The organism is Chitinophaga caeni, from assembly GCF_002557795.1.
Taxonomy (GTDB): Bacteria; Bacteroidota; Bacteroidia; order Chitinophagales; family Chitinophagaceae; genus Chitinophaga; species Chitinophaga caeni.
Map to the genome: position 1 here is coordinate 4203001 of NZ_CP023777.1, position 25996 is coordinate 4228996.

Genomic DNA, 25996 nt, shown 5'->3' on the forward strand with positions numbered 1-25996 from the left:
TTAAAATCCACACTTGATACCGAAAGTAACCGACTTATTAGTTGGATACGTGGCATAATCAATTCCTTGGTTGATGGAATTGGACGATCCGTAAGCATTTACATCTGGATCATACCATGAATATTTAGTGAAGGTGATTAAGTTTTGCCCGCTAACATAAATCTGTGCGGAGCGGAAACCCTTCCAGCTCCATTTACTAACGGGAAGGTTGTATGCGAGTTGAATGGTCCGGAAGCGGAGGTAAGAACCATCTTCCACGAAACGATCAGACATATTTGCCGATAAGCTACGGCTGATTTTGGGATACTTGGTATTCGTATTTTCCGGTGTCCAATGATTGTTGTATACATCAACAGGAAGATTCAAACCCATACCCAGGTCCAAGGTAGCAGCTTGGTTCAAGTTGTAAATATCGTTGCCTTGAGATCCTTGGATAAAGAATGTTAATTCAAAATTCTTGAAAGATGTTGTTGAATTTAAGCCGTAGATAAAGTCGGGATTGGGATCACCGATAAATGTTTTATCATCGGCGCTGATATTTCCATCTTTATTTCTATCCACGTATTGCAGGTTACCGTTATCGGTATAACCATCTTCTTGGTAACCGTAGAAAACACCGAGGGGTTTACCTTCCCTTAAGATGTTTACAAAATCATTCAGCGAACCCGTGTAGAAGGAAGAACCGTTGATATCCTGGCCATCGTATAATTTTAATACCTTGTTGCGGTTAAAGGAAATATTTGCATTTACATTCCATTTCACTTCACGATCTACCAGGTTGGCTTCAACACCAAATTCCATCCCGCGGTTTTCTATTTCCCCGATATTCTGAACGGTGTAATCATACCCCATCGATGCAGGCAACTCTACCCTGTTCAGCAAATTACTTGTCTTTTTCACGTAATAGTCGGCGGTAAAATGCACCCTGTTGTCTAGGACAGATGCATCGATCCCGGCATCGAACTGGTGCGTTGTTTCCCATTTTAAATTTCCCGGCAGGCTTCCCCCCGGTGCAAATGCGGTATAGAGCGCATCCCCGAAAATGGTATTGGAAGAAGACAATTGGTTCAATGTTTGGTAAGGATTAATGGCAGTACTACCTGTTGCCCCGTAACTAGTCCTGATCTTAAGATCCGATAACCAACCTATACTCTTCATAAAATCTTCCTGCGAAATACGCCAAGCCAAAGCTGCCGATGGGAAATTACCCCATTTGTTATTTTCCGAATAACGGGAGGATCCATCACGGCGGAAGCTCACGGTGGCCAAGTATTTATCGTTGTAGTTATAATTCAACCTACCTATATAAGAAAGTAAGGTCCATTTCGTATAACTGGAGTTCGGTATGCCCGGCGTGGCGGCACTACCCAGGTTACCCGTTCCCGGAACATCGCTCAAAAATCCTACCCCGGATCCGCCCACCGTCGTGGCAACATAGTCCTGGTAAGTAAAGCCACCCAAAAGCGTAAACCCATGCTTACCGAATTGCTTGGAATAAGTAGCTACGTTTTCATTCAACAAACTGGTCAGTTGCTTGGTGCCGATCCTGGCCGTACCAACACTATTGGTAGAGGGCTCGATATTTGCATAATAATCCGTACGATCATTAGAATTCTCTATTCCGCCGGATATCTTGATAACCAAATCTTTCACCGGTTTCACGGTAACCGCGGCATTTGAAAACACCCTGTCTGCCTGGATCCCGTCGTTTATTTCATTAATCGGGATCATCGGGTTGATCAAGGCGTTCGATATAAAAGGATAAGCGGTAGTCATGCGGCGGTAAGAACCATCTTCCAGGTATGGGCCGAGGGTCGGGGGCGCCATCAACATGGCAGAGATCAGGTCGCTACCCCTATTACCTAAACCGGAATTTTGGTAGCGGCTGTTCAAGCGTGTCAGTATGGCATTAAAGGAAACGCTAACATATTTACTGATATCATGGTCGATATTACCTCTGACCGAGTATCTTTTGTAATTGCTATTCTTGATAATACCCTGCTGTAAGAAGGTGCCGCCGGAAAGGGAAAAACGTGTTTTTTCCGAGCCACCGTTTACCGTTACATTCGATACGAACATCGGCGCGGTTCTCAAAACCAGGTCCTGCCAATCCGTACTGGGACCATTGGCGATTTCCGCTAATTGTTCATCGGTAAAATAAGGCGAAAGGTTATCATTCTTAGCTTGTTCGTTATATAACAATGCATATTGAGATGCATTCATCAACTTCATCTTCTTGGTAACGGATTGAACCGTGTAACCCGCGTCGAAATCTACCGTGGTACGGCCACCTTTTTTCCCACTCTTCGTTGTAATCAATACCACGCCATTAGCGCCCCTCGAGCCGTAAATCGCAATAGACGATGCATCCTTCAAAATCTCGATCGATTCGATATCCGAGTTTTGCAGGAAAGTGGGGTTACCGTTATAAGGGAAACCATCGATTACGTACAGCGGCTCATTGCCACCAAGGATAGAGTTCACTCCCCTAATACGCACACTGATGCTACCGCCCGGCGCACCGTTGTTCTGTATCACGCGTACCCCGGAAGCCCTGCCGGTTAAGGCTTGCATTACGTTCGTGGTAGGGAAAGCCGTTAAGTCTTTCGATTTAACCTGGGATAAGGAACCCGTTAGATCGCTTTTCTTCACGGTACCGTAACCAACGACCACTATTTCATCCGTTGTATTCACTGAAGACTGTAGGATGATATCAAGCGGCTGCGCGTTTTGTATCATAATTTCCCTGGTTTTATACCCCAGGTAAGAAACTTCCAGCGTATCGCCAATATTCGCATTTAGCGAAAAATTACCGTTCGCATCCGTCACGGTACCGCGGGAAGTATTTTTTATCTTAATAGAAGCGCCCGGTAGCGCCATACCGCTAGCATCGGTAACCTTACCTTTTATCTCCTGGAAGTTGCTGGTAGGATCAGTAGGCAAACCCATCGGGATACCGGGTAAGCCTACCGGGAATACCACGATATTTTTGCCAATTATCGAATAGGTAAGGAACTGGTGATCGAGACATTCTTTCAATACATCTTTCAGATCTTCATTTTTCACCTTGATGGTAACCCTTTTGGATCGATCCAGCATGGCTTGGTCGAAGAAAAAGACATACTCCGTTTGTTTCTCGATATTCTTGAATATAGTTTCCAAGGGCGCATTCTTCTCCGATAAAGTGATTGCTTGAGCATAGCTTTTCGCGCTTACCTGCAAACACGCTCCGAGGAGTATTACAGCTAAAAGCCTCATAAATAGCCAAATTTTGGCAATTGCTCGCCGTTCAAAAAACTGCGTACAAATAGTACTAAAAAGCATAAATTTGAAATTGATAGGGTAATAGAAATCCTACCCGGATGAAATCCGGGTGTATCAGCCATGGAAGGTCACATTTCTATGGCGCCCTATGAACTGGTCGGTAGTGGTGCGAACACTACCGGCTTTCTTTTTAGGGAAGCCATATCGTAACCGTTAACTTGTGGTGGAATTAAATAAGTGAATTTTCATAACGTTGTTTTTTGTGATTTATGGAAATACTACAATTTTTGCACCTTCTAACTTGAAATGGACACCGCTTAATTCCAGCGCTTTCAACACTTCTTCTATACTACTATTGCGCGAAAGTTTCCCACCGAACTCCTTCTTGAAATCGATGTTTCCTTCATATTGTATCTCTACGTTATACCAACGGCTTATCTGCCTTAATATAGATGGGATATCTGACCGTTCAAACTGGAAGTAGCCATTCTTCCATGCCACCACGTTTTCTACATCAACAAGGGGCGACAACCGGAGCTTACCATCACCCGGCAATTGGGCTTGCTGCCCTGGTTTTAGTAATAATTTATCTAGTCCGTGTTCTACCCGCACCGAACCTTCCAATAATGTTGTTTCAATATTCTGTTCATCCTTGTAAGCCATCACATTAAAATGCGTCCCCAGCACCTGGATCGCCATATCATCCTTAACATTCACCTTGAATGGTTTATGGGCATTTCCTGCCACTTCAAAATAGGCTTCACCCTCTAATTGTACTTCCCGCTTTGCCCCGCTGAATACTGTTGGAAATTTTAAGCTGGAGGCGGCATTCAACCATACCTTGGTACCATCGGTCAATATAACCTGGTATTGCCCCCCTTTCGGCGTGCTGATCGTGTTCATCCCACCAGGCAAACCTTCGTCGCCAGAGCCGTTAAATGATAGTTGTCCTTGCTGAACTTGCAAAACCTGTACATTTCCCTGTTGGGCGATGGTACCGTTTCCCGCCGTATCTAATATTACTTGATCGCCATTTGCCAAGGTTAACACAGCCTTATTACCTCCCGGGAGTACTTGCTCCTTAGCGGATATGCGGAAATTCTTCCCCTCCGGGCTTTGAATAAATACCTTGTTTAATAATATAGCCATACCGATAATTGCCGCGGCAATCCCCACGGCTTTCCAAGGCAACCTGCGTATTAGCGGGCGCTTAGTCCTTTTAAGCCCGTTCAGTTTCCTGAATTTCTCGAAAGCATCACCTACCGGCAAACCTGCCGTTCCTGCTGGAAACGGATATTCCAATTGTTGCGAAACGGCCAATTCCCATTCTTCTTGGAATGCGGGATCTTGCAAAGAATCCAACAACTGTTGTAATTCTTGCTCATCGAGATCATCTCTCAAATACCTTTCTAATAAATTCTTAAAAGTAACAGCATCCATTTATAATACATTTCAGGGTGCAAGTACAGCGCCCTGTATTAAGTATGACGGATCAAGTTACCGGGGGGAGGTGGCGGGGATAAAAAAAATTATAAAAATTTTTGCAAGAGGAATAATGGCAACCAAAATGGAACAGGCTGCTTGGCTAATACCTTTCTTAACGTGGAGATCGCCTGGACGATATAGCTTTTTATCGTGACCTTGGAAACACCCATCGCCTGGGCTATTTCATCATGATTGAGGCCATTGAAACGGCTCAGTTTAAAGGCCCGCTGCTGCTGCGGGGGTAAAGATTGAATTGCATTTTCCAATATCCGCTGTATATCCCGCGCTTCAGCTAGTTCATCTACCCGCTCCGTATCGCATTCGTTCATATAATTATAAATATGCTTGCGGTATTGTTGTTGTGTAGATAGGTGGCGGAAACGATCCAATATCCTGTTTTTAGCCAGGGTATATAAATATGCTTTGAAGTTTTGTATGCCCGGGAGGTTAGCTCTCCGTTCCCACAATTGTGTGAAAATATCCTGCGCGATATCCTCTGCCACTGCCGGCGATTTTACCAAGGCCAAAGCCGCGCCGTACACATGATCCCAATAGGTTTCGAAAACGGTACGAAATGCCCCCGGATCGCCTGCTGATAGGCGAAAGAGCAATTTCTTTTCATTATGTGGAATTTTCAGCATCGGCATACAATTATTCCGGCTGTTTATTGGTTGATATCAATTTGCTACAGCTAAAAATAATAAAAAAATGTGTAGGGAGTACATTTATCGATTATTAAAAGAATTTAAAAAGCTACCCGCATTGAGGTGTTCGTACCTTGGCTGTAAATCAACAAGTTGACATTGGGGTTAAGCAAGATCAGCTCGCAACTTCAGCTTCCGGCTGGATGCAAGCTGTATTGTAACGGGTGTTTTATTTCCGCCGGCAGAAAAGGTCATACAATTTATTTGCCCCAGGCCGTGATCACGATTTGTCGCGCCGTTGCTTCATCCCGGTGCTCACAAAGATAAATTCCCTGCCAAGTTCCCAGGGCCAAGCTTCCTTTCCTGATCGGTATAAGAACCGAAGATCCCAGTAAAGCGTTTTTTAAATGGGCCGGCATATCATCGGGCCCCTCGTAATCATGAACATAATCGGGATCATTTTCAGGGACTGCCTTATTGAAGAATGTTTCAAAATCGGTTCTAACGGTAGGGTCGGCATTTTCATTGATCGTTAAAGAGGCAGATGTATGCTGAATGAAAACTTGGCACATCCCTACTCCCATTCCCGATATCTGCGGAAGCGCCTGCATGACTTCATTGGTGATAAGATGAAAGCCTCTTTTTACCGGCCTGAAACGGATGATTTCCTGAAAAAATTCCATGGATTGATTTTGTACAAAGGTATAAAATCATTATCCTACTATTGCCATATTACTACTTCAACTCTTCGTAGTCGATATTTTCATTCCGCTTTCCAGAAGTATTCCGCCTCGGGGTGCTACAGGCGCCCATCGAACAACAGCCGACATTCGCCAAGGTCATCACCAGTAAAAATCCGCCCATTACCCCGATCCATACATCATGTGCACGCAATCCTTCGATTAAGAGCGCCGCGCCTAAAACTAGGCGAATCCATTTCATCAATGTCCAATTCTTAATATTGCATTCCATTTGTTATACTTTTATAGCTCAAAAATAGCGGCTTACCGGCCTTTTTACCGTGACAAAAGTTACGGCTGCAAGCAAGAATGTAAGTGTAATCTTTACCTACATTTTGATTCATTGTTGTCCGACTAAAATTGCATTAAATTTACTTGAATTCCTTACCTGGTCAAGGACATCAGCGAATGATGATACATTCACCCCCCGCCAAGAGAACCGTAGAACTTCGCACCGTTGATAGCGAACGACAGCTGGGCCATACAGTAGTACAAAAGCTGGATCGAGCGATCAAATTGGCGGCCGTAATGGCCAATTTGTGCCCTTTTTTGGTACCTTTTTTGGGCAAGCAAAAAAGTACAAGAAACGAGCAGATGAACATTGAATCGAACTATTGAGGGAGCAAATTGCTCACCGGTTAAAATTTAGTCGGACAATAATGTTTTGATTAGCTTATTGAAATATGTAACTTAACTCCCTCAAACCGATATAACTATGCGTTTCCTGGTATTATTATGTTTTTTATTACCCGTACAATTAATAGCTCAAGATAGATTTGACCTGAAAAGTAACATTCACTACCGGGAAGGAATGCAAGATGATTATATGAAAGAACGCTGCGTCCTGGATATACAGTATCCCAAGAGCGCAGGCAACAAGCTACCGGTGATTATCTGGTTTCATGGCGGCGGGTTAGAAGTGGGCGATAAGGCAATGCCGGCGCAATTGAAAAACCAACCGGCGGTGGTAATTACGGCTAATTACCGTTTCAGCCCCAAGGTAAAAGTGGTACAGATCATAGAAGATGCGGCGGCCGTCGTAGCATGGGCTTTCAACCATGCTTCAGAATACGGAGGTGATAGTAGCCAAATATATGTATCCGGCCATTCTGCGGGTGGCTACCTTACGGAAATGGTGGGTTTGGATAAACATTACCTGGCTAAATACCATATAGATGCGAACAGGATTGCCGGTTTATTTCCATTCAGCGGACAGGCCATTACGCACTTTACCGCGAGGAAGGAACGCGGCATGAAAGCATTACAACCCCTTGTCGATTCACTAGCGCCGCTATATCACGTGAGAGCCGATGCGCCCCCCTTGTATCTTTACACGGGCGACCGCGAATTGGAATTGTACGGCCGTTACGAGGAAAATGCTTACTTGGCGAGGATGATGAAATTAATTGGCCACAAGCATACCCATTTATTCGAATTTGATGGATACCAACATGGAAATATGCCGGTGCCGGCTTTTCCATTAATGTTGCACGAAATTTACAGATTAAATAAAGAGTATAAAGCACATCATTAAACTGTATGGCTTCATGCTAATTTCCACGCTATGAAAAAAAGTTGGGCATTCACTTTAACAGTTATTTTATCCTTATCAGTCTCAAGCTTGAACGCACAGCTCAAGGCTCAAAAGAATATCTTGGTATTATACGAAAATGGCGGCCACCATTTGGCTTTTAGCAAGAGAGCCGCCCCTTGGCTGGATAGCTTAGCACAACAGCAACATTACAATATAACCTACCTCGTTCATACGGATAAGATCAATGCTGATTTTTTATCTAAATACCAACTGATCTTACAACTCGATTATCCTCCTTATGCTTGGAATAAAGATGCGGTAAAGGCTTTCGAAGCATATATCGACTCCGGGAAAGGAAGCTGGATCGGTTTACACCATGCGACTTTACTAGGGGAATTTGACGGGTACCCGATTTGGGATTGGTTTTACAATTTTATGGGGCAAATCCGTTTCAAGAATTATATCGCGACTTTTGCCAGCGGAACAGTGCATACAGAAAAACCGGGGCATCCAATTTTTTCAGGGGTTGACAGTACATTTAAAATTGAACAAGAGGAATGGTATACATATGATAAAAGCCCGAGGAATAATGTTAACGTATTAGCGCATGTTGATGAAAATTCTTATCAACCGCCAACAGGTATCAAGATGGGAGATCATCCCGTAATTTGGACAAATCCCTCCAAGCCTGCTAAAAACTTGTATATCTTCATGGGTCATTCCCCGGACCTATTTAGCAACAACAATTACAGGAAATTATTGAGGAATGCAATCCTATGGTCATTGAATGATTTAGAATCATTGTTGTCCAACTAAAAATGCTTTAAAGGTGCTTGAATTCCTTACCTGGTAAAGGATATAAGCGAAGGATGATACATTCCCCCCCGCCAAGAAGACTTCGCGCCGTTGATAGCGAAGGGTAGCTTGGCCATACAGTAGAAAGGCTAGATCGAGCGGGCCGTAATGGCCAATTTTTGCCCTTTTTTGGCCTTTTTTGGGCAAGCAAAAAAGTACAAGAAACGAGCAGATGAACATTGAATCGAACAATTGAGGGATCAAATTGCTCACAGGTTAAAATTTGGTCGGACAATAATGAATTAAAATAGTATCGTGCCAATAGAATAAATATCGTTGATGCAAGGTTCTATTCGTAGATTCTATCCTTGTAAATCCTTTTCATATCATCGAATGATTGAAGAGGGCCTTCACAAATATATACATACTGGAATAATGTCTCTTCTTCATCAGCATAAGGATTATATACCCGGCCTACTTTTGTAATTTTTGTAAATAATTCTTTATAATCCTCTTCCCAACTACCGTTATAGTCCAAAACCAAAATTGTTGCCGGCATATTGCCAAGCGGCGCCCAGGAGTAGAAGCTTCCATGGTACGAGAATACCGCGGGCAATCCATATTGCTTTCCCCACAATGCCACCGCGCCTGCTTGCCGGTAATGCCGTCCCCATACTAAGCAATGTTGCTTCTGCGCAGGGGATAATGTTTCGTATGTTTTACCCAGCAAGGTCAACACTTGTGGCCACATAAATTGGCTATAATATTCCTCGAAACTGATGGCATATTTTCCACCGGGAACTGTATTGTCTGCATATTTTTTGTGGATACGATCGATATACCGATCCAATGAATAAACGGGCATCCCGAAGGGGATCATCACCAATCCAAGGCACAGGATGATTGCCAGCGGATAAAAAGACCATTTACGCCAAGCAAAAATAATTTCCTGGTAAAATATCGCACCGAAAGGGATAATAGTCAGGATGATGGGGTAGAAATAGTATTGCTTCCCCTTACTATAAATCATATAAACAATAGAAACAGTAATGCAACACAGTACCAAGAAATAAATATTCCTGGGACTTTTAATACCTAGGTAAATGAAACCTGCTATTATAACTAACCAAGCTAAGGGGTTCGTGGATAATATCAATGACCGCAGCTCTTCAATAAAACTCAAATGATCCAACTGCGTGCTGTACAAACGGCTAAACATCTGGAAAACAGGAAAATCATTGGCGTACTGCCAAATTAAATTGGGGCTGATTGCCAGTAAAAATACGAGCAAACATTTCCAAAATTGATGCTGTATTAAAGCCGTCCTCGTTCTCCTTGAGAATAATAATACCGGCAATCCCGCCGCGAAAAATACGGCATCATACTTTGTTAAAAAAGCTGCTATCAACGTAAAGGTCAAATACCACAAATATTTTTTTTCTAAACGGAGTATATATTTTAAAAGGTAATAAAAATTCAGCACCCACCAGAATTGGCTAAACACGACCGGCTGAAACAGTTGCTGTGAACGTTCAAAGCCCGGTGCAATCAAGATGCACATCAAACCGGTAAATACAGCGCGGGCATCCCCACCTAATAAAAGGATGGTCCTGGCAACAAGCATTATAATTCCGATACATGCCAAGTGCGCGAAAATATGATGTACAAAAACCGAATCCGAATGCGATAGATCCTGTATCCATGCCAACAAACCAATCAAGGGGGGAAATTCCATATATCCGGAGGCGAGGTGATCCCCCGTTTGTATATGCAATAATTCATCGCCCTGGAATCCCGAATGATAATCGGCCAATAAATGTAATCCCAGCTTGACGGCACAAAACACGGAGATAACCCAGGTGGTGTTACTAATTTTCATAAGCCGAGATAAAGTGGTTGATATGGTAAATATATAAATTCCAGCCCGCTTCCCCAAAACTGCTGTAAACCCGCCCTAATACACCTTTAATTTGTCGTAAAACGCCCCTACCTAGTATGTAAATCGTTGTAATTTTATGTAAAAGAATAATTATGGAAACTATTCATATCGATGAAGATTTTTTGATCATGTACGTGGCTGCAAAAGAATTTCCGGCTGATATATGCAATGCCCATGAAGCGCTTCATAAACAGGTTCCTATTGAGGCCGGGAGGAAATTCATCAGCATTTCAAGACCGGAAAACGGGATTATTCAATACAAGGCAGGCGCTGTCGCAAAAGATGCATCCGAAGCAAAACAACTGGGACTACCCTGCATTCAAATCCCAAAAGGAGATTTTATCGCGATTACTATTAAAAATTACAATGATCATATAGAATCAATCGCGGCTGCTTTCGAAACGCTATTGGAACAACCCGGGTTAGACGCTAATAGTTATTGTTGCGAGTGGTACATTAATCCCGATGATATAATTTGCATGGTCAGGAAAGCAGGTTAATGCTGCTATAACTTTTGACCCACCCAGTTTTCGAGGAAGCTTCGCCCATTCTCGAATAAAATCCCCTGCACGATTTTTTCCAAGGCAAGCTTATCGATTCCATCCTTTTTCCTGGGCAACAGCCAATCGAGCTGCCGTTCCTCGACATATGTTTTTTCCGCTATAGGCAACCAACGCGCCAATGCTTTTCCTAGCGCCGGCAATTGAGCAGCATCACGGCAGTTAGCCACGGGATTAATCAACCCGTCGTAATCACTCCCAATGCAGATATGCTGCCATGGATCGCAGCCGGGAATTTCATTGCCTACGGCAACGATATGCAATATATTAAAACACAGCGCCAAGGGATGTCGTTCCTGCTTGGTAGGCAGGAGGTATGATTCCTCGTAAGGCATATCCCCCGGCGACAATTTCTTCGCTTCATCCGGGAAGAAGAAACGGAAGTCTTCCCAGGACAAATATTCTTCTTTATCCTTTTTAGCTAATCCCGCTTGCCATCCCAATATCCTAACGTCAAGGCTCAAGCCTATCATCCCTTTACTCTTCATTACTTCCTCGATATCTTCATCCATCAGGTTGATGGACCAGCTGTTAAACGTGAACTCCTTGTTGATGGCGCCCCAATAACCTGCTAATGAACGGTCCATTGTAATCCCGACAAATGGTACACCGTATGTGTTTAACAAGCGGGAAGACTCCAAGGAAAATTTCCATTCTTCAATGGAGCAACCTGTAACGCCCATATGACTCGCGATGATCGGTAGCGCATAATTTTTCTCCTGCCGGTAAGCGTAAAAGTCCAACCTCGACTTTAAAGCCATGTGCTTGATATCAATTAAAATCTGGGCGGATTTGTTCCCCACTTTCATAGTATAAGCCGCATCAATAACTTCCTTGCCTTGCTGACTAATGCCGTTACCATAAGGATACACAGCTTCGCTCTCTATCATTTTCATGCCGAAAGCATGGGTCGCTAAAAACTGTTCCGGTATATAAGAAAGATGTGTTAAAACAAGGTAACAAATATCCATTTTCTCCTTCCACATAGCTTGCTGTAAATGCCGCAGGCTATCCGCAGCGGAGAGCAATGGATTGTCTAAGAAGTCCTTCACCAGAGCATCTAGCGGTTGTTGGCTATTCACTAAGATTGTATCCGGCTCCCCCGGTCGGCGGACCAGGGACCTACTTAAACTATGTCCGCCTTCAATACCAATAGCCAAAACTGGCTGCCCGTTAGTAGCAGGAACCTTCCCTTCGGCGCGGTTCAGGATATGTATCTGTCCTTTTTCATATAACAACTTATATAAATTCAGCTCCCTTAACAGCAATTGATAATAAGAAATCTTGTGATCCCTTATTAACTTGAAGATGGTTTGATCCACCGGCGCGGTAAAAAACTGCGAGTTTAATATTTTCCCGAAAAGACCATTCTTCTGAACGAATATTTCTTCCACCGGCGCTATCGCAGCCACCCCCATTTGCAAATCCCCCTTTTTCATTTGGGAAAGGCAAACCTGGCTTTCCAGTATGTGTAGGAAATTTTCTTCCAAGAGATCTATCAAGGGATTCTTCATATCTATTGGCAGTAACAGCTCTTCCGCTTTACGTTGGGTGGGATACAAGGATTCAAATTGACAGATATACCTTTTGAATACCGGGTGCATATGAAAATCGAAATGGGACATATCGAAAATTTTATTGTTCGAAGAATTCACGGATCAGTAGATCAGATTGTACATCCGGACTCAATATTGATTCGGTAACAGAGCCGTAGCCCGTTTTTGAAAAAGCAGCCAAGGCAGCCCTAGCCCTTTGGGATAAGGGCACCGACAATAAACTTTCTTCCAACTGCGTACCTTTGCTTAGCTTACGTTTGATCGTATTCCATATGGCATGTGCAGCTTCTTTAACACCAAGATCCTTTTTAGCGATATCCTTTACCCCATCATAAGCACATTTCAAATCATCCGGCCCGGGTAAGGGGTAAGCTAATAATGCTTGAATATCAAGGATACCTTTACCATAATTTCTAAAATATTGATCCGGCCAATTCCCGGGTTTGCGGGCGCTGTGCTGCAAGCAATGGCGAAATGCTTCCACGACCTGCCATGGTTTCTGGAACTTTGAAAGTTCGGCATAATGAAAAGCTTTCCACATCATGGCAGCGGAAGCAACTTGCGGCGTTGCATAACTGGTACCGGAACCGTAAACCATGATTTCGTTTCCATGCTTATCAAGGAATGGAACGTACACATCCTCACCTGGGGCGGAGATATCAACCACGTTACCGTAAGAAGAACCACTCCAAGGCTCATCACCCGGGTTCGTACCACCGACGCAGATTGTTCCAGGGTACATGGCCGGGGCCACCACTACTTCTACCTCGTTACCGGCAGCGCAAACCCAAATAACGCCGTTCATATATGCTTCCCTTGCTACCACTTCAAACATGGGCCGCGGGTAACTTCCCATGCACATAAACATCACATCTGTTTGATTACGGATGGCAGTATTTGCGGCATCCACCATCTCCTTTCCCCTACCGATCAGTACAACCGAACGCGCGATCCTGTAAGGAATTAATTTTGTAAAACGCTGATCAAATAAATTTAACATCCCGTTGTTACCATCGAGCTTCATCGGGTCGGCAACCATTTTTCCTCCCAAAGTAAGGCTAGCCGTCCGGGTTCCATGGCTGGGATGTTTGAAACCTAGCCTTTGTAAAATATTTTTTGCGCGGTCTTCAGCCGTATTATCCTGTTCCAGGAAATCATAATCCCGGTCCAGGTCGAAAGCCGGGAAGGCCTTCGAATGAGTAGTATAACCTGTATCGAGCTGAACGAAGCGGAGCTTGGATAAATTTTGTGCAATCCCCTTCCAAGGATCTTTCCCTGCATCGGGTTGAAGGGGACAGTTCACCGCATACCAATGCCACCACCGGATCTTGTCCGCAGCAACATTATGAGCTTCCTTGTACCATTTTGCATTTTCCCAGCGGCCAGTAAAAATATTTTCATTAGGTTCTGCCGTACCATCCGGAGCGATAATCGATTCCGTTGCACGGGCGCTGATATCGTAGTCTTCCGCCACGCCAACATCAGTTCGTGATTCCAAGTCTGGCGTACACATATCTATCACCGGAATTTTTTCTATATCCGCCGCCAATAGCCAAGGATCTTGAGAAGATCGTACCGTTAAATATTCCAAGCGTTCCGCCAGGGGATCGGTACTCAAGGATAGCAGCGCTTGCCTACGCACCAAGCCTGGAATCAACTGCGGGGCAGCTTGTTCCCAATGTTGGCGCAGCGTTTGGCTTTCGTTCAACAATACTTCAAAATATTGTAGCGCTTCACCTGTTTCCGGGGTGGTTGCCGTAATACCAACACCGGGGTTTTCAATCGGAACCGTATTCATTTTGTCAAGATTTTCATTTTGGGGGGGCGTGGCCATGGGCTGGTTAACAATATCGGCATTCCGGGATAGTTTACCGGCCATATCTGCCGTCATATTTAATAATGCTTTTCTTCCCACCTCCATTTCTACCGGTAAGTTGGCTGCCGTCAATGCTTCGATAATCTTGCTGATCTTGATACCTTCATTGCCGATCCAATCTATTTCGCTATCGGGTGTACTCGCGTTAGCTACCGTACCGATTTTAGTTAAGGGGCGGTTCAGGTCATCCGTTCGAGGCAAACCCGAATGATGCAATGCTACAACTTCACAAGTTCCAAGGGCCACTACGACAGCCCCGGAAGAACCCGGTAGCGTGTCGGATTCGTATACTAACCTGGTACCTGTTTCGGAGAAGAAAGTAGTGTCTTTCAGTACTATTTTTTTGGGAAAACCATTTGGATGTTGAATAATGATGCAGGACTCTCCCTTGATGATTTTACCGATATTCCCATCCAGGTATATCGGGGGATATTCCTGGATCGATTTACCTTCCCGCGATACCGGTTTGATGGCGATGAAAGTGAAATCCAGTCCAGAGAAAGGCACTTGTTTATCTTTGACCAGGCTCGATGTTAAAAAGAAGGTAGCGGGAAGCAGTTCGAAGCTAGTATACTTCTCCAGCTTATCATGAACATCAAGTTCATAATCGAATTCAGCGACCATACCATTGGCATCATCAATGGACTCTATAACATGATGATTCGTGAGTATGATGTTTTCCGCGACGAGGAAACCTGTACCGATCGGTTCATGGTTCCTTGTTAGCCTACATACGGCACGGGCCTTCAACTCTAATTTTTCTAGGATATTTTTATCCTGGAAATTGGATATACCGTTAATTCTTTCGAGCGCTAAAGGCAAGGGTAATCCTTCCCTGGCCGCCCTTAGCTGGATACGTTGCTGGTTATCCTCCATACTGTATTTCGGAATCAAGCCTTCCTTGGCCAAAGCCATACGCTTGGCAGCCTGGTCGAAAGCGCCTTCAACATGACCATACCGGAGGGCAACCTGTTCTACGACAGACCAACGGGAAATCATAGTTTAACTTTTGAAGTAGGTAATGTACCGTTGTTCACGGCCAGTTAATCCAATAAAAGCTAGTTTGAACGGATGTCATTTGGGGATAATCTTGATCTATAGAGTCTTCTGTGCAACTAAAACAATCTAATACTTGGGGTTCAAACTGATATATCAAATATACTTATTTAGAGATTCTTGGCAAATTAATTATTCAATATCCCTCTTAGGCAGGAAAGATGTTTTGTTCTATAAATATTGGATATAAACATTTAATTAGCGCTTCGCTAGCTATCTATTACTAGTTAACAATCGTTGAAAGTTTGTTGAAGCGGAAATATTCAATATTTTTACCAGGTACTATTACTATTTCTAACAAAACCCTTTTAAATCAATCCTTATGAGCGATTCTAATCGTAATGTCATCCCTTTGGAAACTGCTATTAAAAGAACAACCGCCTGGAGAGCTTTCATCAAGGACAAAGGCCCATGGAAAACGGAAGCCGATTTACCACGCGGCAGTTATATCCCCGTACAAGATATCCTTGACTTGGTACATGATTACCGCCACCGCGGAATCGAGATGGAAGGTGTAAGGGCATATTTTACTTGCGCTTTACCCGATGGAACAGATAACATGGAGAAATGCATGGAAATTTCATTGATTTTCGTTCCGGTCGACAAAGACAATAAAGATATCCTGGAGATTCCTACCATTGGTAAGGAAGGTTTGAAGGGCACCGAATCCGGCGTGGAAGATTTCACGAAGCCATGTCCGAGCGTGTGCGATGTTGACAGCCCATTGTATGGCAAATCCTAATTTCTTTAGATGCCTTCATTTACCAGTATTTATTTAGGCATAATTGCCCCGGCTGCTACTTTAATACCGATTACTGTTGGGCTATGGAAGTTCAAAGAACTACCGAAAGCTATGAAAGTAATTTGGTGTTATGTAATAGTAGCCGGGGTTACCAACTGCTTAGCGAGCATTTTCTCCAACTCCAATAACTTGCCGATCCTGCATGTTTACACGGTTGTTGAGTTTGTTTTATTAAGTTGGTTTTATGCCCTTGTTTTACCAAGCAAAACGCTTAAGCGGGTAATCTTGATACTAGCCGGATTGTTTATCATCTTCGGATTTGTAAATGCGCTTTATTTACAAAGCATTTACGTATTTAATTCTAACACGCGGCCCGTTGCTGCCTTACTGTTAATCGTATACAGCTTACTTTATTTAATTGCATCATCCCCGTTAGAACATCAATTACGCTGGTCTGAAATCCCCGCCAACTGGGCGAATGCCGGGATACTCATCTATTTCTCCGCCGCATTATCCCAATTTGCCTTTTCAAACCTGGTAGAAGCGAAAGCCCCGCACGAAGTGGTATTATTGATCTGGAACCTGCATGGAACTTTTGTTATTTTAATGTATATTTTGATCAGTATAAGTTTCTATAAATGCAAGAAATAACTGAGAATATCTACGTACTTGTTACCCTCGTCATGGGAGGCACCTTCCTGTTAGCCGTCTCTTTCCTGTTGATCCACGCCAATAACCAGAACAAGATCCTGAAACAACAACAGGTTATCCAACAAAGCGAATTACAACATCAAAAAGAAATCATGGGCGCTATTTACGCTTCCCAGGAAGAAGAGCGGAAACGCATCGGCAGCGACCTGCATGATAGCGTAGGAGCTGCTTTATCCTCACTGAGGATGGTAATCGAAAGCATGCCCGAATCAGCAGGAACCGGCCTTAGATCCCAATGCAAAGAAATCATTGACCGGATCATCGTTGATACGAGGAACATTTCCCATAACCTTTCCCCCGTTACCCTGAACTTATACGGCTTGCCCGAAGCAATAGAAGATCTTGCCGATGTGATCAACAACGGCGGACAGTTTCAAGTTAACATAGAAAACCAGGCAGATGAAAGCCTAGCGAAACTATCCAGGAGTACCGAATTATCTATTTACAGGATACTCGAAGAGCTTTTTAATAATACGATCAAGCATTCGGGGGGCAGCCAAATCGCCATCCGCATATGGGAAGAAGGTAACCGATTGCAACTCTCTTACTCTGATAACGGCAAAGGGTTAAAAGATTTAAATAACAGCAAAGGAATGGGAATGGCAAATATCAAGAACCGGCTGGATGTGATCAATGCCACTTATACTTTCTCCGCTCCGAACGAATTTAGATTCAATATAACATGCAGTATACCAATACAATAGATCAAAAAGAACCACACCATGATTAAGATTGCCATCGTTGACGACCATAGTTTATTCCGGCAGAGTTTAAGATTTTTATTGGAGCAGAATGAAGGTCTCAAAATCGTTGCCGAAGCGGAAAACGGGCAGGAATTCTTGGATGTCCTGGCGAAAAACAACGGCATTCCCGATATTGCGATAGTAGACATCGAGATGCCGGTCATGACCGGTATCGACCTGAACGAACATTTACAAAACTTGTATCCCGGCATCAAGGTAATCATACTAACAATGCATTACCAGGAAAGGATCATCGCTAGCTTGATGCGGAATGGGGTCGTTGCTTTCCTAGCCAAAAATTGCGATAAGGAAGAACTCTTCCAAACGATTCAACAAGTATTTGATCACGGCTTCTATATCAACAAATATATCCTCGATATACTGAAAAATGCGAAAAAGTTACGCAATGATAACCTTAAGAATGCTTTGGCTATCCCGGTAGACCTTAGTAAAAGAGAGCAGGAAATTTTAATATTGATATGCCGTGAATTCAGCAACCAGGAAATGGCCAACCAATTATTTATCAGCGTACGCACCGTGGAAGGGCACCGGAACAACCTATTGTTAAAAATAGGTTGCCGCAATACTGCCGGTTTAGTTGTTTTCGCAATTAAATATGGCATCTTCGATATCGGGGCATAACCATCACCATTTTACATCCCGTTTAAAAATACAACCGCCCACCAATGGCAAGCGGTTGCGTGCAGCTAGTTCTAATAAAGCAAGCCGCTGGGGCTCACATCAACAATATACTGTCATGATATTAATTGAGTGATGGAAAAACACCCATATCCCAAACCGGGAGCGGTTTAGACGTTCATAAGATCGAGAACATAATTATACATATAATACACCTAGAACGCCCTAAAGCGAATATCTTTGTTTTTTTACCGTAGTATACTACCCCTTTCGAGATAGCATACAACAGTAAAAAATAGTAGAGCAAAATTGGTAATCAAACTATTTTATGCTATTATTTATTAGAAGAACTTTCCCTGTTACTGGTTGTTTCCGTTGTTAGTGCAAAGTAACAGTAAGCTGCCGATTAATGAAAGGTACTGAATACCCGTTTTTGCAACCAGGTAAAAATACCTGGTTATAAAAAAACCGGGCCCGCATGCAGCGAACCCGGCTAACTGAAGTTAACAAAAATCGTTTTTATTAATCACTTATTATTGTTCTAAATGCCTTTTCACATTCTCCAGGCTGCTATCAAGATCTTTCCCCAGCTTCTTTTCAATATTAAACAATGCCAGCATCGCGTTCATAGGAAATGGCATCCTGCTGCTCATAGTCCAACTGATTTCTGTTTGGTTATTACCGGCAGGCCCCGTCTGGTAGCTAACTTTTCCTAACCCTTCAAATGGTCTTTTAAACCGGATCTCCATATCTATTTCTTGGTCCGGGATCAACTTCGTAATCTCCTGTTCCCCTGCACCTACTTCTTTATTGCCGTCCCAAGCATAAACGAAACCTACGGTTCCATCGGTACCGGTAAATGTTTCCTTTAAGTTCGGATCTTTCATTACCCAGGTATTATAGTCCTTTTGATTCTTGAGATTCGAAAGATAACTGTATACCTCGTTAACGGGACGGTTAACCGTAATACTTCTCTTTACAGAATAATCATTTTTAGTGAAGATGGCAATGACCAAGAAAATCACCAATAGGGAAACAATGATTCCAATTACAATAAATAAGGCTTTCATTTATTTAAAATTTAAGATATTGACCTGTATTGTACGATACAAAGGTATTTTCATCTCCATAGATTCCTTATTGGCAATCCCGACAATTTAAAGGTAATTTTGCGACAGTTCTTATACCGTTTATACGGAACCCGGCGTGATTTTAAGTTAACTTTAAGCTAATTAAGCCATCCAGGGACGATAAATTCAAAATTTATTCAGATTCTGGCAGGAATTTCATGGTAAATTGACATACATGAGATGGATATTCCCCTGCCTTTTGGTTTCAATATTTTCCCTGCCTTGTACTGCACAAGTGATGCACGACAGCTTGCCCGCGCTTCCCCAACGCGAAGGTTTTTACTTCAGTAAGTTATATGCCCCTATCAGCCTGGGGTTAGCAGGTGTGCTGACCAACAGCAATTACAAGGAATCCATAAAGAATGAAATCGTTGAAGAAAGAAATGAACATATCGGGGGCTTCAAAACTCATGTCGACAACTATTTGCAGTATGCCCCGATAGCTATTGCTTACGGCCTAGATGCTTTCGGTCTGAAGTCTAAAACGGACATCGTTAACCGGACGGTTATCCTGGTAAAAGGGGAACTGCTGATGATGGGAACAGTAAGCATCCTTAAAAGATATACGCACCAATTACGCCCTGATGGCAGCAATTACTATTCCTTTCCTTCAGGTCATACCGCCCAAGCATTTGCTGCGGCTACTTTCCTGAGCCAAGAATATAAAGATCGCCTTCCCTGGATGCCTTATGCAGCATACGGCATGGCATCTTCCGTAGGGTTAATGCGGATGGCCAATAACAGGCATTATATCAGCGATGTATTGCTGGGTGCCGGAATCGGGATACTTAGTATGAAAGTGGCCTATTGGACGCACCAATATAAGTGGAACCGCAAGCAAAGGCAACTTGAGAACGGGCAGCTATCCTGGTAACGAACATATTCCATCTTTTTTATATAAATAATAATCAGAGATGTGGGGGGATGTATTTTTTAGTTAAATTTGAATGGTTGCAGCATTGCAACCCCAAACTGTTAACTACCAAAAAATTCCCCAATGAGACAGCAATCTCCCGTAGTTGCTCCTAAACCTCATGCAGGTTCTTCTCCAACTACGCAAAAGAAATCGCATTTTTTCGGGTCTTCGAAAGAAGCCGGCACACCATTCTTCAATGCATCTTCAAAGATCGCTCACAATTTAGCAACACCACCGGATAAGGATGACCGTAGCCTGAAGCAACATGAACTTGCGGTACCCTACCCTAACCCAACTGCCGCACCCAGGGAACTTACGGATGCTGAAATTGCAGACGCGATCAATTATAATACCGGCAGGATCACCGACCCGGACCAGGTCATGTTGATCCGCGATGTATTGGGATTGTCGCATGACGCACCTAGTATCGACGAGGAATTAATACGGGCGGTGGCAGATTGGCAAGCTAAATACAATTTGGTGGTTGATGGTAAAATCGGGCCTAAGACTTCAGCGACCTTAGGTTTTGAAGTGCTGCAAGAATCCAATTTAGTTCCAACATTACGACCGGAAGCGATTGCCTTGTTGGAAAAAGGAATCGAATTAAGAGTTAGTAACAACGTATATACCGATACAGCCGTACAATCTACCAAGGATATCCGTTTCACCGTATTTGTACCAAGGGGTTTAAGGCGCGATGATTACGTATTAGTGAATTGGGTGCGCGGCCATATGCGCTCCGGCCCTGCTACATTCTTCCAAGTACGCATGTATGGCAACTTGGTGGATGCTAATTTCCCGAATTTTCAAGTCGATTCGGTAGACGCTGACCCGATCTATTGGAGTACGGCAGCCAGCAGGCAAAATTTCAATATCGATAATGCCCGGCAGTTTCATGCGACCGACAGCCCGGGCCCGGCACTAAATACAGAACACGGTGCAGATTACGATTTACATTTCAGGATGGGCGTATACCGTTTGGCGGATGTACCCGCTGCTACTACTGGCAATTTAGGCAGGGCGAGGGCGATCGTTTCGAGGTACTGGTCATACAGGGTGCGGGTATCAGCAGCAGGCACATTCAGTCACTAATGAGCATTTATTTCATTATATTCATTTGGTTATTAATCATCTCCCCGGTAGGGGAAATTTCGAAACAACAAGCTATTGCAGCCTGTCACAAGCAAGTTTCTAAACATTTTCATATGAATAATTCAAATAACAGGGATTTCGATGCCGACAATCTACTGGACCGGTTAAATTACTGGGTACAGCAAGGCGGCGATCCGGATCATAGCCCGGCAGGAGTAAAATCTACCGGTGAATCGAGATCTAAGATTATGGATATCAAAAACATTTTTGAGAAAGCAGGTATCGAACTGAAATGGGTCAATGATCATTACGAGCTAGCAGCTCCTTGAACTATGATCTATGTTTTAGCTTCCGGATCACTTTCAGCAAATCTTCCCTGTTTTTCTGTTGATGATAAAAACGGGGAAGCTTTTCCAGTAATGTAAAATGCGCGCGGTCCTTCTTCTCCCGCAAACCGGCCTGGATATACGCTTCCAGGTAGTTCAAATGCTCCAGGTTGTATGCAAAAATCATATGTTGCCGGAACGGGGCTTGCAACCACAACCTTGCATCAAAATAATGATGCGCTGCCATATAAACGCGGTGACCGCTTGGCTGTTTAATATCGTAGGCCTTCGCATACGCGCAAGAAGCGCAGGACAATTGTACTTTGCCGGAATTATCCAAGTGCCTGGCAAATGCCTTTCCTGAACATGATGGACAAACGACCCAAACCTCCCGGTAAAAATCACGCAATGTTTTTTTCTGATCGGTAAAGCGTTGTTGCATTAGAGTAAAATACATTAATCCTTGTGATTTCCCAAGTGCATGACCCCATTCTATGCTATCAACAATTAAATTTTGATCGCAGCATTCTATTTTATCTTCGCTTATAGCATTTCGCTTAAATTAAATACAATCGATCTTTTCCCGTTGGTAACTGTATGAAATGATTTGATTGCCCTATAATTTCAATTGTTCCATGCTAAAAATTCATCACTGCAATCAAATTGCAGCACCTATTCTTAACTTGGGCACTACGCTAACTATTATATGCTTTTATCATCCTAAAACATACAACCCAATGATCAAAAAATCCATCTTTGCATCGTTAACCATCCTGTGTTTCGCATTGTTAAGCTTTACGGCCCCAGGAGATCCTAAAAACCCTGTACAAAATGCCGAATTAACCCGCGGTCAAGCTATCGTGGAGTTTGATCAACTTGGTATCGATCAGATTGTAAGAAACGGTTTCAGTCCTATCGAAGAAATGCAACCGGGACTCGGCATCTTTCACCCGATTCCTTATTTGCCACTGCCTCAACCGCCGGATACTACGATTATTTGCGATGGCATGACAATGTCTGAATTGAGGATGGATATTGAACAAAGAACACAGGTGTTTATGAATTCTTCACAAGCGGACGCTGCACAAGCTCAAGCTAATAAGAATTGCCGCGCGGTGTTTTTCATTATCAGGAATTGTAAAATTACCCGCGTGATTACAATCGAGCCCCAATTTCCTTGCTGGAGCTATAGTTTACAACTACAGTTAACAGAAGGTCCCAGGGTTTCGGCAACGATTATCAATTAATTGCTCCAACTTTAGAATATTTGGATCAGCCCTCCCCGGCAGGAGGGCTTTTATAATTACATTATTTCTGTAGGCTTCCCCTGCATCAAAAACCGTACTCCAGTTGGCGCCATTTGTAATTCCCATCTTTAAAACACCAGGTGATAATATATCCGCCCGCACCATCACTATTCCAAGCCTGCAAAAATAACCTGTTTCCATCTGCATCATAATATAAATGCGTGTTATCGAAATTAGGTTCGAATGTATCGGCATAAGACAATGCAGGAATGGCTATCTCTTTGCCCTTAAATATACCTCCTATCGATTCATAACGAATTTTTGGCAGGTCGCCATCCGTTCCGAAAAAAGTTTTTCCATTGATTTTAAGCACGTAACTTCCTGTTGAATCATACTCGATATGATATTGTTTCGCATTAAATTCCCCCTTGGTCAGCTTGATATCAACAATATTATTTTTAAATACTATACTATCGCTATACAAGACCGGTTTGAACTCCGGTAATTTAGCAATGTCGAGCAGCCTGGACCTGTGTAGGTAACCGTGCATCCTTTCCGTGCTGCGGTATTCCACGTATGCCCAATCCGGGTCTTGCTCTTCATCAACATATAACATATCCTCGAACACAACTTCACCAACAGGGATTTTGGCTATAATCTCCGAAGCGGTACTTTTACCCTTCCTCAAATTGCTATATCCATCGGGGTCTTTTACTATATAGATTTGGGAATAAGCAGCATGAGAAATTAAAATAAATATTAACAAGCAGAGCTTTCGCATAAGTAAAGAATTGTTACTAAATTAGTTCTAGGTAAAAATAATCATTTGAAAAAAGAAGCGCTTCCCTTTCTGAAGTTCAAAGCCAAGATCGAGCTGATCGGCATCAACCCTTTTGTTTTTCTTCCAGGGAAAACATTGCAAAAATTATTCCTACAAGCGGGTAAGGACAAAGGTAAAATCCCAATCCGTATGAAAATCGATGGTCATGAATTTCAACAAACCATCATTAAATATAGCGGGCACTGGCGTTTGTACCTCAACGGCCCCATGAGAAATGCTGCCGGTAAAGATCTTGGCGACATGGCTACTTTCGAAATTCATTTTGATCCAACTCCAAGAAATATCGAGGCTCCCAAAGCTTTTATATCGGCTTTAAACAAAGAACCGCGAGCCAAAAGAGTGTATGAACAATGTTCCGCTTCCTTGCAATTAGAAATTAACCGCTACCTATCCCGCCTAAAAACGGCCGAAAGTTTAGAAAAGAACATCCATAGGGCCATCAATTTCCTGCTTGGCAAAGAAAGATTCATCGGCAGGGCTCAGCCCTTACCGGGAACAAACAAATAATCACGGCATATATAAAACTGGTTATCAATAAAATACAATAAAAACCCCTATTGAACATTTTGTCATCACGAAATGTTAGTATTAGATTCTATATGAATTGACATAAACATAATTATATAAATATCCTATTAGTCAATCGAAGCATTCACTTATCTAACTTCAATTTTACTTTATGAGAATCCTTTTTCCTTGTATGGTCTCGTTGCTACTTGCATTGCCCATCCTTACAAATGCCCAGCAAAAATATGATGTCATCATTAAGCTCAACGGCGATGAAATGACGGGCAATATCAAGGAAATCAATGATACGGAAGTCAAATTTGTCTATAAAGATGAAACTGCGGTGTACGTTGTTAAAAAGTCCGATATTTTCAAGATAAATTTCGCAAGTGGCCGTTCGGAAGTGATTAATCAGCCGGGGACTTCCAATAATTCCCGGGAGAACAACGGTTTAACTATAGTTAAATCCAGCCCTGGAGAACGGCGTAACAAAATAGCGGTGTTACCGTTTGTATACATGATGGAAAACCAACCCGTAGCAGAAGAACTAAGTTATCAAGCGCAACAAGATACCTATAATTACTTAGCAAAGCATGCGAAAATGTACCAGGTAATCGACCCGAGAACTGTGAATGTAGCATTGTCGAAAGCCGGGCTCACGAGGGAAAAGCTAATGAGTACCAGTATGCAAGATTTATGTGAGCTCCTGGGTGCAGAATATGTCATTGACGGGACTATCTCACAAAGAAAAGGCAATACTTCCAGCTATTCGAGTGGCAATTACAATTCAAAAAGCGATGATAAGGATAAGAATAAAAAGTCTTCCGGATATACGAGTACCACTGTCAAGCAAACAATAGAAACGGTAGTCACGATTAATGCTTATAATGACAAAAACGAAAATATTTATAATAAAAGTCACCAAGAATTTATGGGCAACACCAATGGTTCTTATAGCAACCCTTTAGAATTCCTGTTGAAAAGAACACCTTTTTATTCTAAAAATTAAGTTTTATAATCGCCTTGCACCGGCTGGCACAATATTATTACAAGCCGGTGCAGAAAGCGATCTACATTTGGAAAACGTTAAACCGATGGCCATCAGGATCTGCAAATACGAAACCATAATATCCCGCACCAAAGGCTTCAGGTTCCGAAACGATAGTTCCCCCCGCTTGCCGTACTTCCTTTGCCCAGTTATCCACTTCTTCCTTGGTATCGGCTGAAAGTGTAAAAATAATTTCGTTGCCTGCTTTCGTATCCGATACCATGCCTTTCATTCCGGATGTTAACACATCTTCCAGGAAGAAATGTATAATAAAATCTTTCTCACCGAAAAAGAAGCTCGTTAATTGTTCTGAGGCGCCATTTTGCTTAAACCCCAGCTGCTGATAGAATTTGGTAGTTCGATCCAGATCGCTTACCCCGAGATTCGCCCAGATTTTTTTTGATTTCATAAACAATAGATTTTTATAATTATAGGCTTTCAAAAAACTTAGCGGCTTTTTACCAAAGGTAGTTCTTAAGGAAATGATATAATGGGGCCATTTGCGAAATTTCCGGGGATTATTTGCGCCATCGCGCATGGCATTTAATCAAAAGCCCCGGCACAATATGTACCGGGGCTCTACTTGGTTCTTGATTTAAAATATT

At 42.9% G+C, this 25996-nt stretch carries 25 protein-coding genes; 13 read left to right on the forward strand and 12 right to left on the reverse strand.

The features are described from left to right. From COR50_RS17685 to COR50_RS17705, 5 genes are all read right to left on the reverse strand, one after another. On the reverse strand, positions 1 to 3258 hold the full coding sequence (locus COR50_RS17685) for a TonB-dependent receptor (RefSeq protein WP_098195218.1): 3258 nt from the start codon (positions 3256 to 3258) through the stop codon (positions 1 to 3). A gap of 273 nt (positions 3259 to 3531) precedes the next feature. Beyond that, entirely contained in the window at positions 3532 to 4704 is a 1173-nt protein-coding gene (locus tag COR50_RS17690) for a FecR family protein (protein ID WP_098195219.1), read from the reverse strand. An 89-nt stretch (positions 4705 to 4793) separates the two neighbouring features. After that, the gene (locus COR50_RS17695; RefSeq protein WP_157760966.1) at positions 4794 to 5390 is read right to left on the reverse strand and encodes an RNA polymerase sigma factor; all 597 of its coding nucleotides are present in this window, start codon (positions 5388 to 5390) and stop codon (positions 4794 to 4796) included. A 263-nt stretch (positions 5391 to 5653) separates the two neighbouring features. Next, a complete protein-coding gene (locus COR50_RS17700; RefSeq protein ID WP_098195221.1) occupies positions 5654 to 6076 on the reverse strand; it encodes a secondary thiamine-phosphate synthase enzyme YjbQ in 423 nt (140 codons plus the stop codon). A gap of 52 nt (positions 6077 to 6128) precedes the next feature. Beyond that, entirely contained in the window at positions 6129 to 6365 is a 237-nt protein-coding gene (locus tag COR50_RS17705; RefSeq protein ID WP_098195222.1) for a hypothetical protein, read from the reverse strand. A 483-nt stretch (positions 6366 to 6848) separates the two neighbouring features. Between COR50_RS17705 and COR50_RS17715 the strand changes: the two genes are divergently transcribed. Both COR50_RS17715 and COR50_RS17720 read left to right on the forward strand, forming a co-directional pair. Then, positions 6849 to 7667: an alpha/beta hydrolase gene (locus COR50_RS17715; protein ID WP_098195224.1), complete on the forward strand. Its 819-nt coding sequence runs from the start codon at positions 6849 to 6851 to the stop codon at positions 7665 to 7667. Positions 7668 to 7697: 30 nt separating this feature from the next. Further along, positions 7698 to 8483 carry a ThuA domain-containing protein gene (locus COR50_RS17720; RefSeq protein ID WP_098195225.1) on the forward strand — a complete coding sequence of 262 codons (786 nt, stop codon included), beginning with the start codon at positions 7698 to 7700 and terminating at the stop codon, positions 8481 to 8483. A 328-nt stretch (positions 8484 to 8811) separates the two neighbouring features. Here COR50_RS17720 and COR50_RS17730 read toward each other — a convergent pair whose 3' ends face one another. Then, the gene (locus COR50_RS17730; protein ID WP_098195227.1) at positions 8812 to 10341 is read right to left on the reverse strand and encodes an ArnT family glycosyltransferase; all 1530 of its coding nucleotides are present in this window, start codon (positions 10339 to 10341) and stop codon (positions 8812 to 8814) included. 152 nt (positions 10342 to 10493) lie between these two features. Here COR50_RS17730 and COR50_RS17735 point away from each other — a divergent pair, with 152 nt between their 5' ends. Beyond that, positions 10494 to 10901 carry a transcriptional regulator gene (locus COR50_RS17735; RefSeq protein WP_098195228.1) on the forward strand — a complete coding sequence of 136 codons (408 nt, stop codon included), beginning with the start codon at positions 10494 to 10496 and terminating at the stop codon, positions 10899 to 10901. A 5-nt stretch (positions 10902 to 10906) separates the two neighbouring features. Here COR50_RS17735 and COR50_RS17740 read toward each other — a convergent pair whose 3' ends face one another. Together COR50_RS17740 and COR50_RS17745 are read right to left on the reverse strand one after the other, a co-directional pair. Beyond that, positions 10907 to 12586: an amidohydrolase family protein gene (locus COR50_RS17740; protein ID WP_098195229.1), complete on the reverse strand. Its 1680-nt coding sequence runs from the start codon at positions 12584 to 12586 to the stop codon at positions 10907 to 10909. A 10-nt stretch (positions 12587 to 12596) separates the two neighbouring features. After that, the gene (locus tag COR50_RS17745; RefSeq protein ID WP_098195230.1) at positions 12597 to 15392 is read right to left on the reverse strand and encodes a S8 family serine peptidase; all 2796 of its coding nucleotides are present in this window, start codon (positions 15390 to 15392) and stop codon (positions 12597 to 12599) included. Between the two features lie 379 nt (positions 15393 to 15771). Here COR50_RS17745 and COR50_RS17750 point away from each other — a divergent pair, with 379 nt between their 5' ends. Genes COR50_RS17750 through COR50_RS17765 form a run of 4 tightly spaced genes read left to right on the forward strand, consistent with a single transcriptional unit; the run spans position 15772 to position 18287 of the window. Then, positions 15772 to 16191, forward strand: a complete 420-nt coding sequence (locus COR50_RS17750; protein ID WP_098195231.1) for a hypothetical protein — start codon at positions 15772 to 15774, stop codon at positions 16189 to 16191. Positions 16192 to 16200: 9 nt separating this feature from the next. Further along, a complete protein-coding gene (locus COR50_RS17755; RefSeq protein WP_098195232.1) occupies positions 16201 to 16842 on the forward strand; it encodes a hypothetical protein in 642 nt (213 codons plus the stop codon). Beyond that, positions 16830 to 17606, forward strand: a complete 777-nt coding sequence (locus tag COR50_RS17760; RefSeq protein WP_098195233.1) for a sensor histidine kinase — start codon at positions 16830 to 16832, stop codon at positions 17604 to 17606. Before COR50_RS17755 ends, COR50_RS17760 begins: the two co-directional genes overlap by 13 nt. Positions 17607 to 17624: 18 nt before the next feature. Beyond that, the gene (locus COR50_RS17765) at positions 17625 to 18287 is read left to right on the forward strand and encodes a response regulator transcription factor (protein WP_098195234.1); all 663 of its coding nucleotides are present in this window, start codon (positions 17625 to 17627) and stop codon (positions 18285 to 18287) included. Positions 18288 to 18817: 530 nt separating this feature from the next. Here COR50_RS17765 and COR50_RS17770 read toward each other — a convergent pair. Continuing rightward, positions 18818 to 19354 (reverse strand): SRPBCC family protein, encoded by a 537-nt coding sequence (locus COR50_RS17770; RefSeq protein WP_098195235.1) that lies wholly within the window; start codon positions 19352 to 19354, stop codon positions 18818 to 18820. Positions 19355 to 19589: 235 nt separating this feature from the next. On the opposite strand from COR50_RS17770, the gene COR50_RS17775 reads away from it, so the two are divergent. From COR50_RS17775 to COR50_RS17785, 3 genes are all read left to right on the forward strand, one after another. Then, positions 19590 to 20288: a phosphatase PAP2 family protein gene (locus tag COR50_RS17775; protein WP_098195236.1), complete on the forward strand. Its 699-nt coding sequence runs from the start codon at positions 19590 to 19592 to the stop codon at positions 20286 to 20288. A gap of 123 nt (positions 20289 to 20411) precedes the next feature. Next, positions 20412 to 21422: a peptidoglycan-binding domain-containing protein gene (locus COR50_RS17780; protein ID WP_098195237.1), complete on the forward strand. Its 1011-nt coding sequence runs from the start codon at positions 20412 to 20414 to the stop codon at positions 21420 to 21422. Positions 21423 to 21535: 113 nt separating this feature from the next. Further along, the gene (locus tag COR50_RS17785) at positions 21536 to 21751 is read left to right on the forward strand and encodes a hypothetical protein (protein WP_157760968.1); all 216 of its coding nucleotides are present in this window, start codon (positions 21536 to 21538) and stop codon (positions 21749 to 21751) included. Position 21752: 1 nt separating this feature from the next. On the opposite strand, the gene COR50_RS17790 is transcribed toward COR50_RS17785, so the two are convergent. Continuing rightward, positions 21753 to 22205, reverse strand: a complete 453-nt coding sequence (locus tag COR50_RS17790) for a hypothetical protein (protein WP_198405689.1) — start codon at positions 22203 to 22205, stop codon at positions 21753 to 21755. Positions 22206 to 22485: 280 nt separating this feature from the next. On the opposite strand from COR50_RS17790, the gene COR50_RS17795 reads away from it, so the two are divergent. Next, positions 22486 to 22995 (forward strand): hypothetical protein, encoded by a 510-nt coding sequence (locus COR50_RS17795; RefSeq protein ID WP_098195240.1) that lies wholly within the window; start codon positions 22486 to 22488, stop codon positions 22993 to 22995. Between the two features lie 85 nt (positions 22996 to 23080). Here COR50_RS17795 and COR50_RS17800 read toward each other — a convergent pair whose 3' ends face one another. Beyond that, positions 23081 to 23776: an SH3 domain-containing protein gene (locus COR50_RS17800; protein WP_098195241.1), complete on the reverse strand. Its 696-nt coding sequence runs from the start codon at positions 23774 to 23776 to the stop codon at positions 23081 to 23083. Between the two features lie 45 nt (positions 23777 to 23821). Between COR50_RS17800 and COR50_RS17805 the strand changes: the two genes are divergently transcribed. Together COR50_RS17805 and COR50_RS17810 are read left to right on the forward strand one after the other, a co-directional pair. Continuing rightward, the gene (locus tag COR50_RS17805) at positions 23822 to 24343 is read left to right on the forward strand and encodes a DUF1905 domain-containing protein (RefSeq protein ID WP_098195242.1); all 522 of its coding nucleotides are present in this window, start codon (positions 23822 to 23824) and stop codon (positions 24341 to 24343) included. A 172-nt stretch (positions 24344 to 24515) separates the two neighbouring features. Further along, entirely contained in the window at positions 24516 to 25352 is an 837-nt protein-coding gene (locus COR50_RS17810; RefSeq protein WP_157760970.1) for a FlgO family outer membrane protein, read from the forward strand. Positions 25353 to 25413: 61 nt separating this feature from the next. On the opposite strand, the gene COR50_RS17815 is transcribed toward COR50_RS17810, so the two are convergent. Then, entirely contained in the window at positions 25414 to 25800 is a 387-nt protein-coding gene (locus COR50_RS17815) for a VOC family protein (RefSeq protein ID WP_098196306.1), read from the reverse strand. Between the last annotated feature and the right edge of the window lie 196 nt (positions 25801 to 25996).

Bases quoted from the DNA above. Each gene is read 5' to 3' on its own strand.
- COR50_RS17685 (WP_098195218.1), bottom strand. From the start codon at position 3,258: ATGAGGCTTTTAGCTGTAATACTCCTCGGAGCGTGTTTGCAGGTAAGC.
- COR50_RS17690 (WP_098195219.1), bottom strand. From the start codon at position 4,704: ATGGATGCTGTTACTTTTAAGAATTTATTAGAAAGGTATTTGAGAGAT.
- COR50_RS17695 (WP_157760966.1), bottom strand. From the start codon at position 5,390: ATGCTGAAAATTCCACATAATGAAAAGAAATTGCTCTTTCGCCTATCA.
- COR50_RS17700 (WP_098195221.1), bottom strand. From the start codon at position 6,076: ATGGAATTTTTTCAGGAAATCATCCGTTTCAGGCCGGTAAAAAGAGGC.
- COR50_RS17705 (WP_098195222.1), bottom strand. From the start codon at position 6,365: ATGGAATGCAATATTAAGAATTGGACATTGATGAAATGGATTCGCCTA.
- COR50_RS17715 (WP_098195224.1), top strand. From the start codon at position 6,849: ATGCGTTTCCTGGTATTATTATGTTTTTTATTACCCGTACAATTAATA.
- COR50_RS17720 (WP_098195225.1), top strand. From the start codon at position 7,698: ATGAAAAAAAGTTGGGCATTCACTTTAACAGTTATTTTATCCTTATCA.
- COR50_RS17730 (WP_098195227.1), bottom strand. From the start codon at position 10,341: ATGAAAATTAGTAACACCACCTGGGTTATCTCCGTGTTTTGTGCCGTC.
- COR50_RS17735 (WP_098195228.1), top strand. From the start codon at position 10,494: ATGGAAACTATTCATATCGATGAAGATTTTTTGATCATGTACGTGGCT.
- COR50_RS17740 (WP_098195229.1), bottom strand. From the start codon at position 12,586: ATGTCCCATTTCGATTTTCATATGCACCCGGTATTCAAAAGGTATATC.
- COR50_RS17745 (WP_098195230.1), bottom strand. From the start codon at position 15,392: ATGATTTCCCGTTGGTCTGTCGTAGAACAGGTTGCCCTCCGGTATGGT.
- COR50_RS17750 (WP_098195231.1), top strand. From the start codon at position 15,772: ATGAGCGATTCTAATCGTAATGTCATCCCTTTGGAAACTGCTATTAAA.
- COR50_RS17755 (WP_098195232.1), top strand. From the start codon at position 16,201: ATGCCTTCATTTACCAGTATTTATTTAGGCATAATTGCCCCGGCTGCT.
- COR50_RS17760 (WP_098195233.1), top strand. From the start codon at position 16,830: ATGCAAGAAATAACTGAGAATATCTACGTACTTGTTACCCTCGTCATG.
- COR50_RS17765 (WP_098195234.1), top strand. From the start codon at position 17,625: ATGATTAAGATTGCCATCGTTGACGACCATAGTTTATTCCGGCAGAGT.
- COR50_RS17770 (WP_098195235.1), bottom strand. From the start codon at position 19,354: ATGAAAGCCTTATTTATTGTAATTGGAATCATTGTTTCCCTATTGGTG.
- COR50_RS17775 (WP_098195236.1), top strand. From the start codon at position 19,590: ATGAGATGGATATTCCCCTGCCTTTTGGTTTCAATATTTTCCCTGCCT.
- COR50_RS17780 (WP_098195237.1), top strand. From the start codon at position 20,412: ATGAGACAGCAATCTCCCGTAGTTGCTCCTAAACCTCATGCAGGTTCT.
- COR50_RS17785 (WP_157760968.1), top strand. From the start codon at position 21,536: ATGAATAATTCAAATAACAGGGATTTCGATGCCGACAATCTACTGGAC.
- COR50_RS17790 (WP_198405689.1), bottom strand. From the start codon at position 22,205: ATGTATTTTACTCTAATGCAACAACGCTTTACCGATCAGAAAAAAACA.
- COR50_RS17795 (WP_098195240.1), top strand. From the start codon at position 22,486: ATGATCAAAAAATCCATCTTTGCATCGTTAACCATCCTGTGTTTCGCA.
- COR50_RS17800 (WP_098195241.1), bottom strand. From the start codon at position 23,776: ATGCGAAAGCTCTGCTTGTTAATATTTATTTTAATTTCTCATGCTGCT.
- COR50_RS17810 (WP_157760970.1), top strand. From the start codon at position 24,516: ATGAGAATCCTTTTTCCTTGTATGGTCTCGTTGCTACTTGCATTGCCC.
- COR50_RS17815 (WP_098196306.1), bottom strand. From the start codon at position 25,800: ATGAAATCAAAAAAAATCTGGGCGAATCTCGGGGTAAGCGATCTGGAT.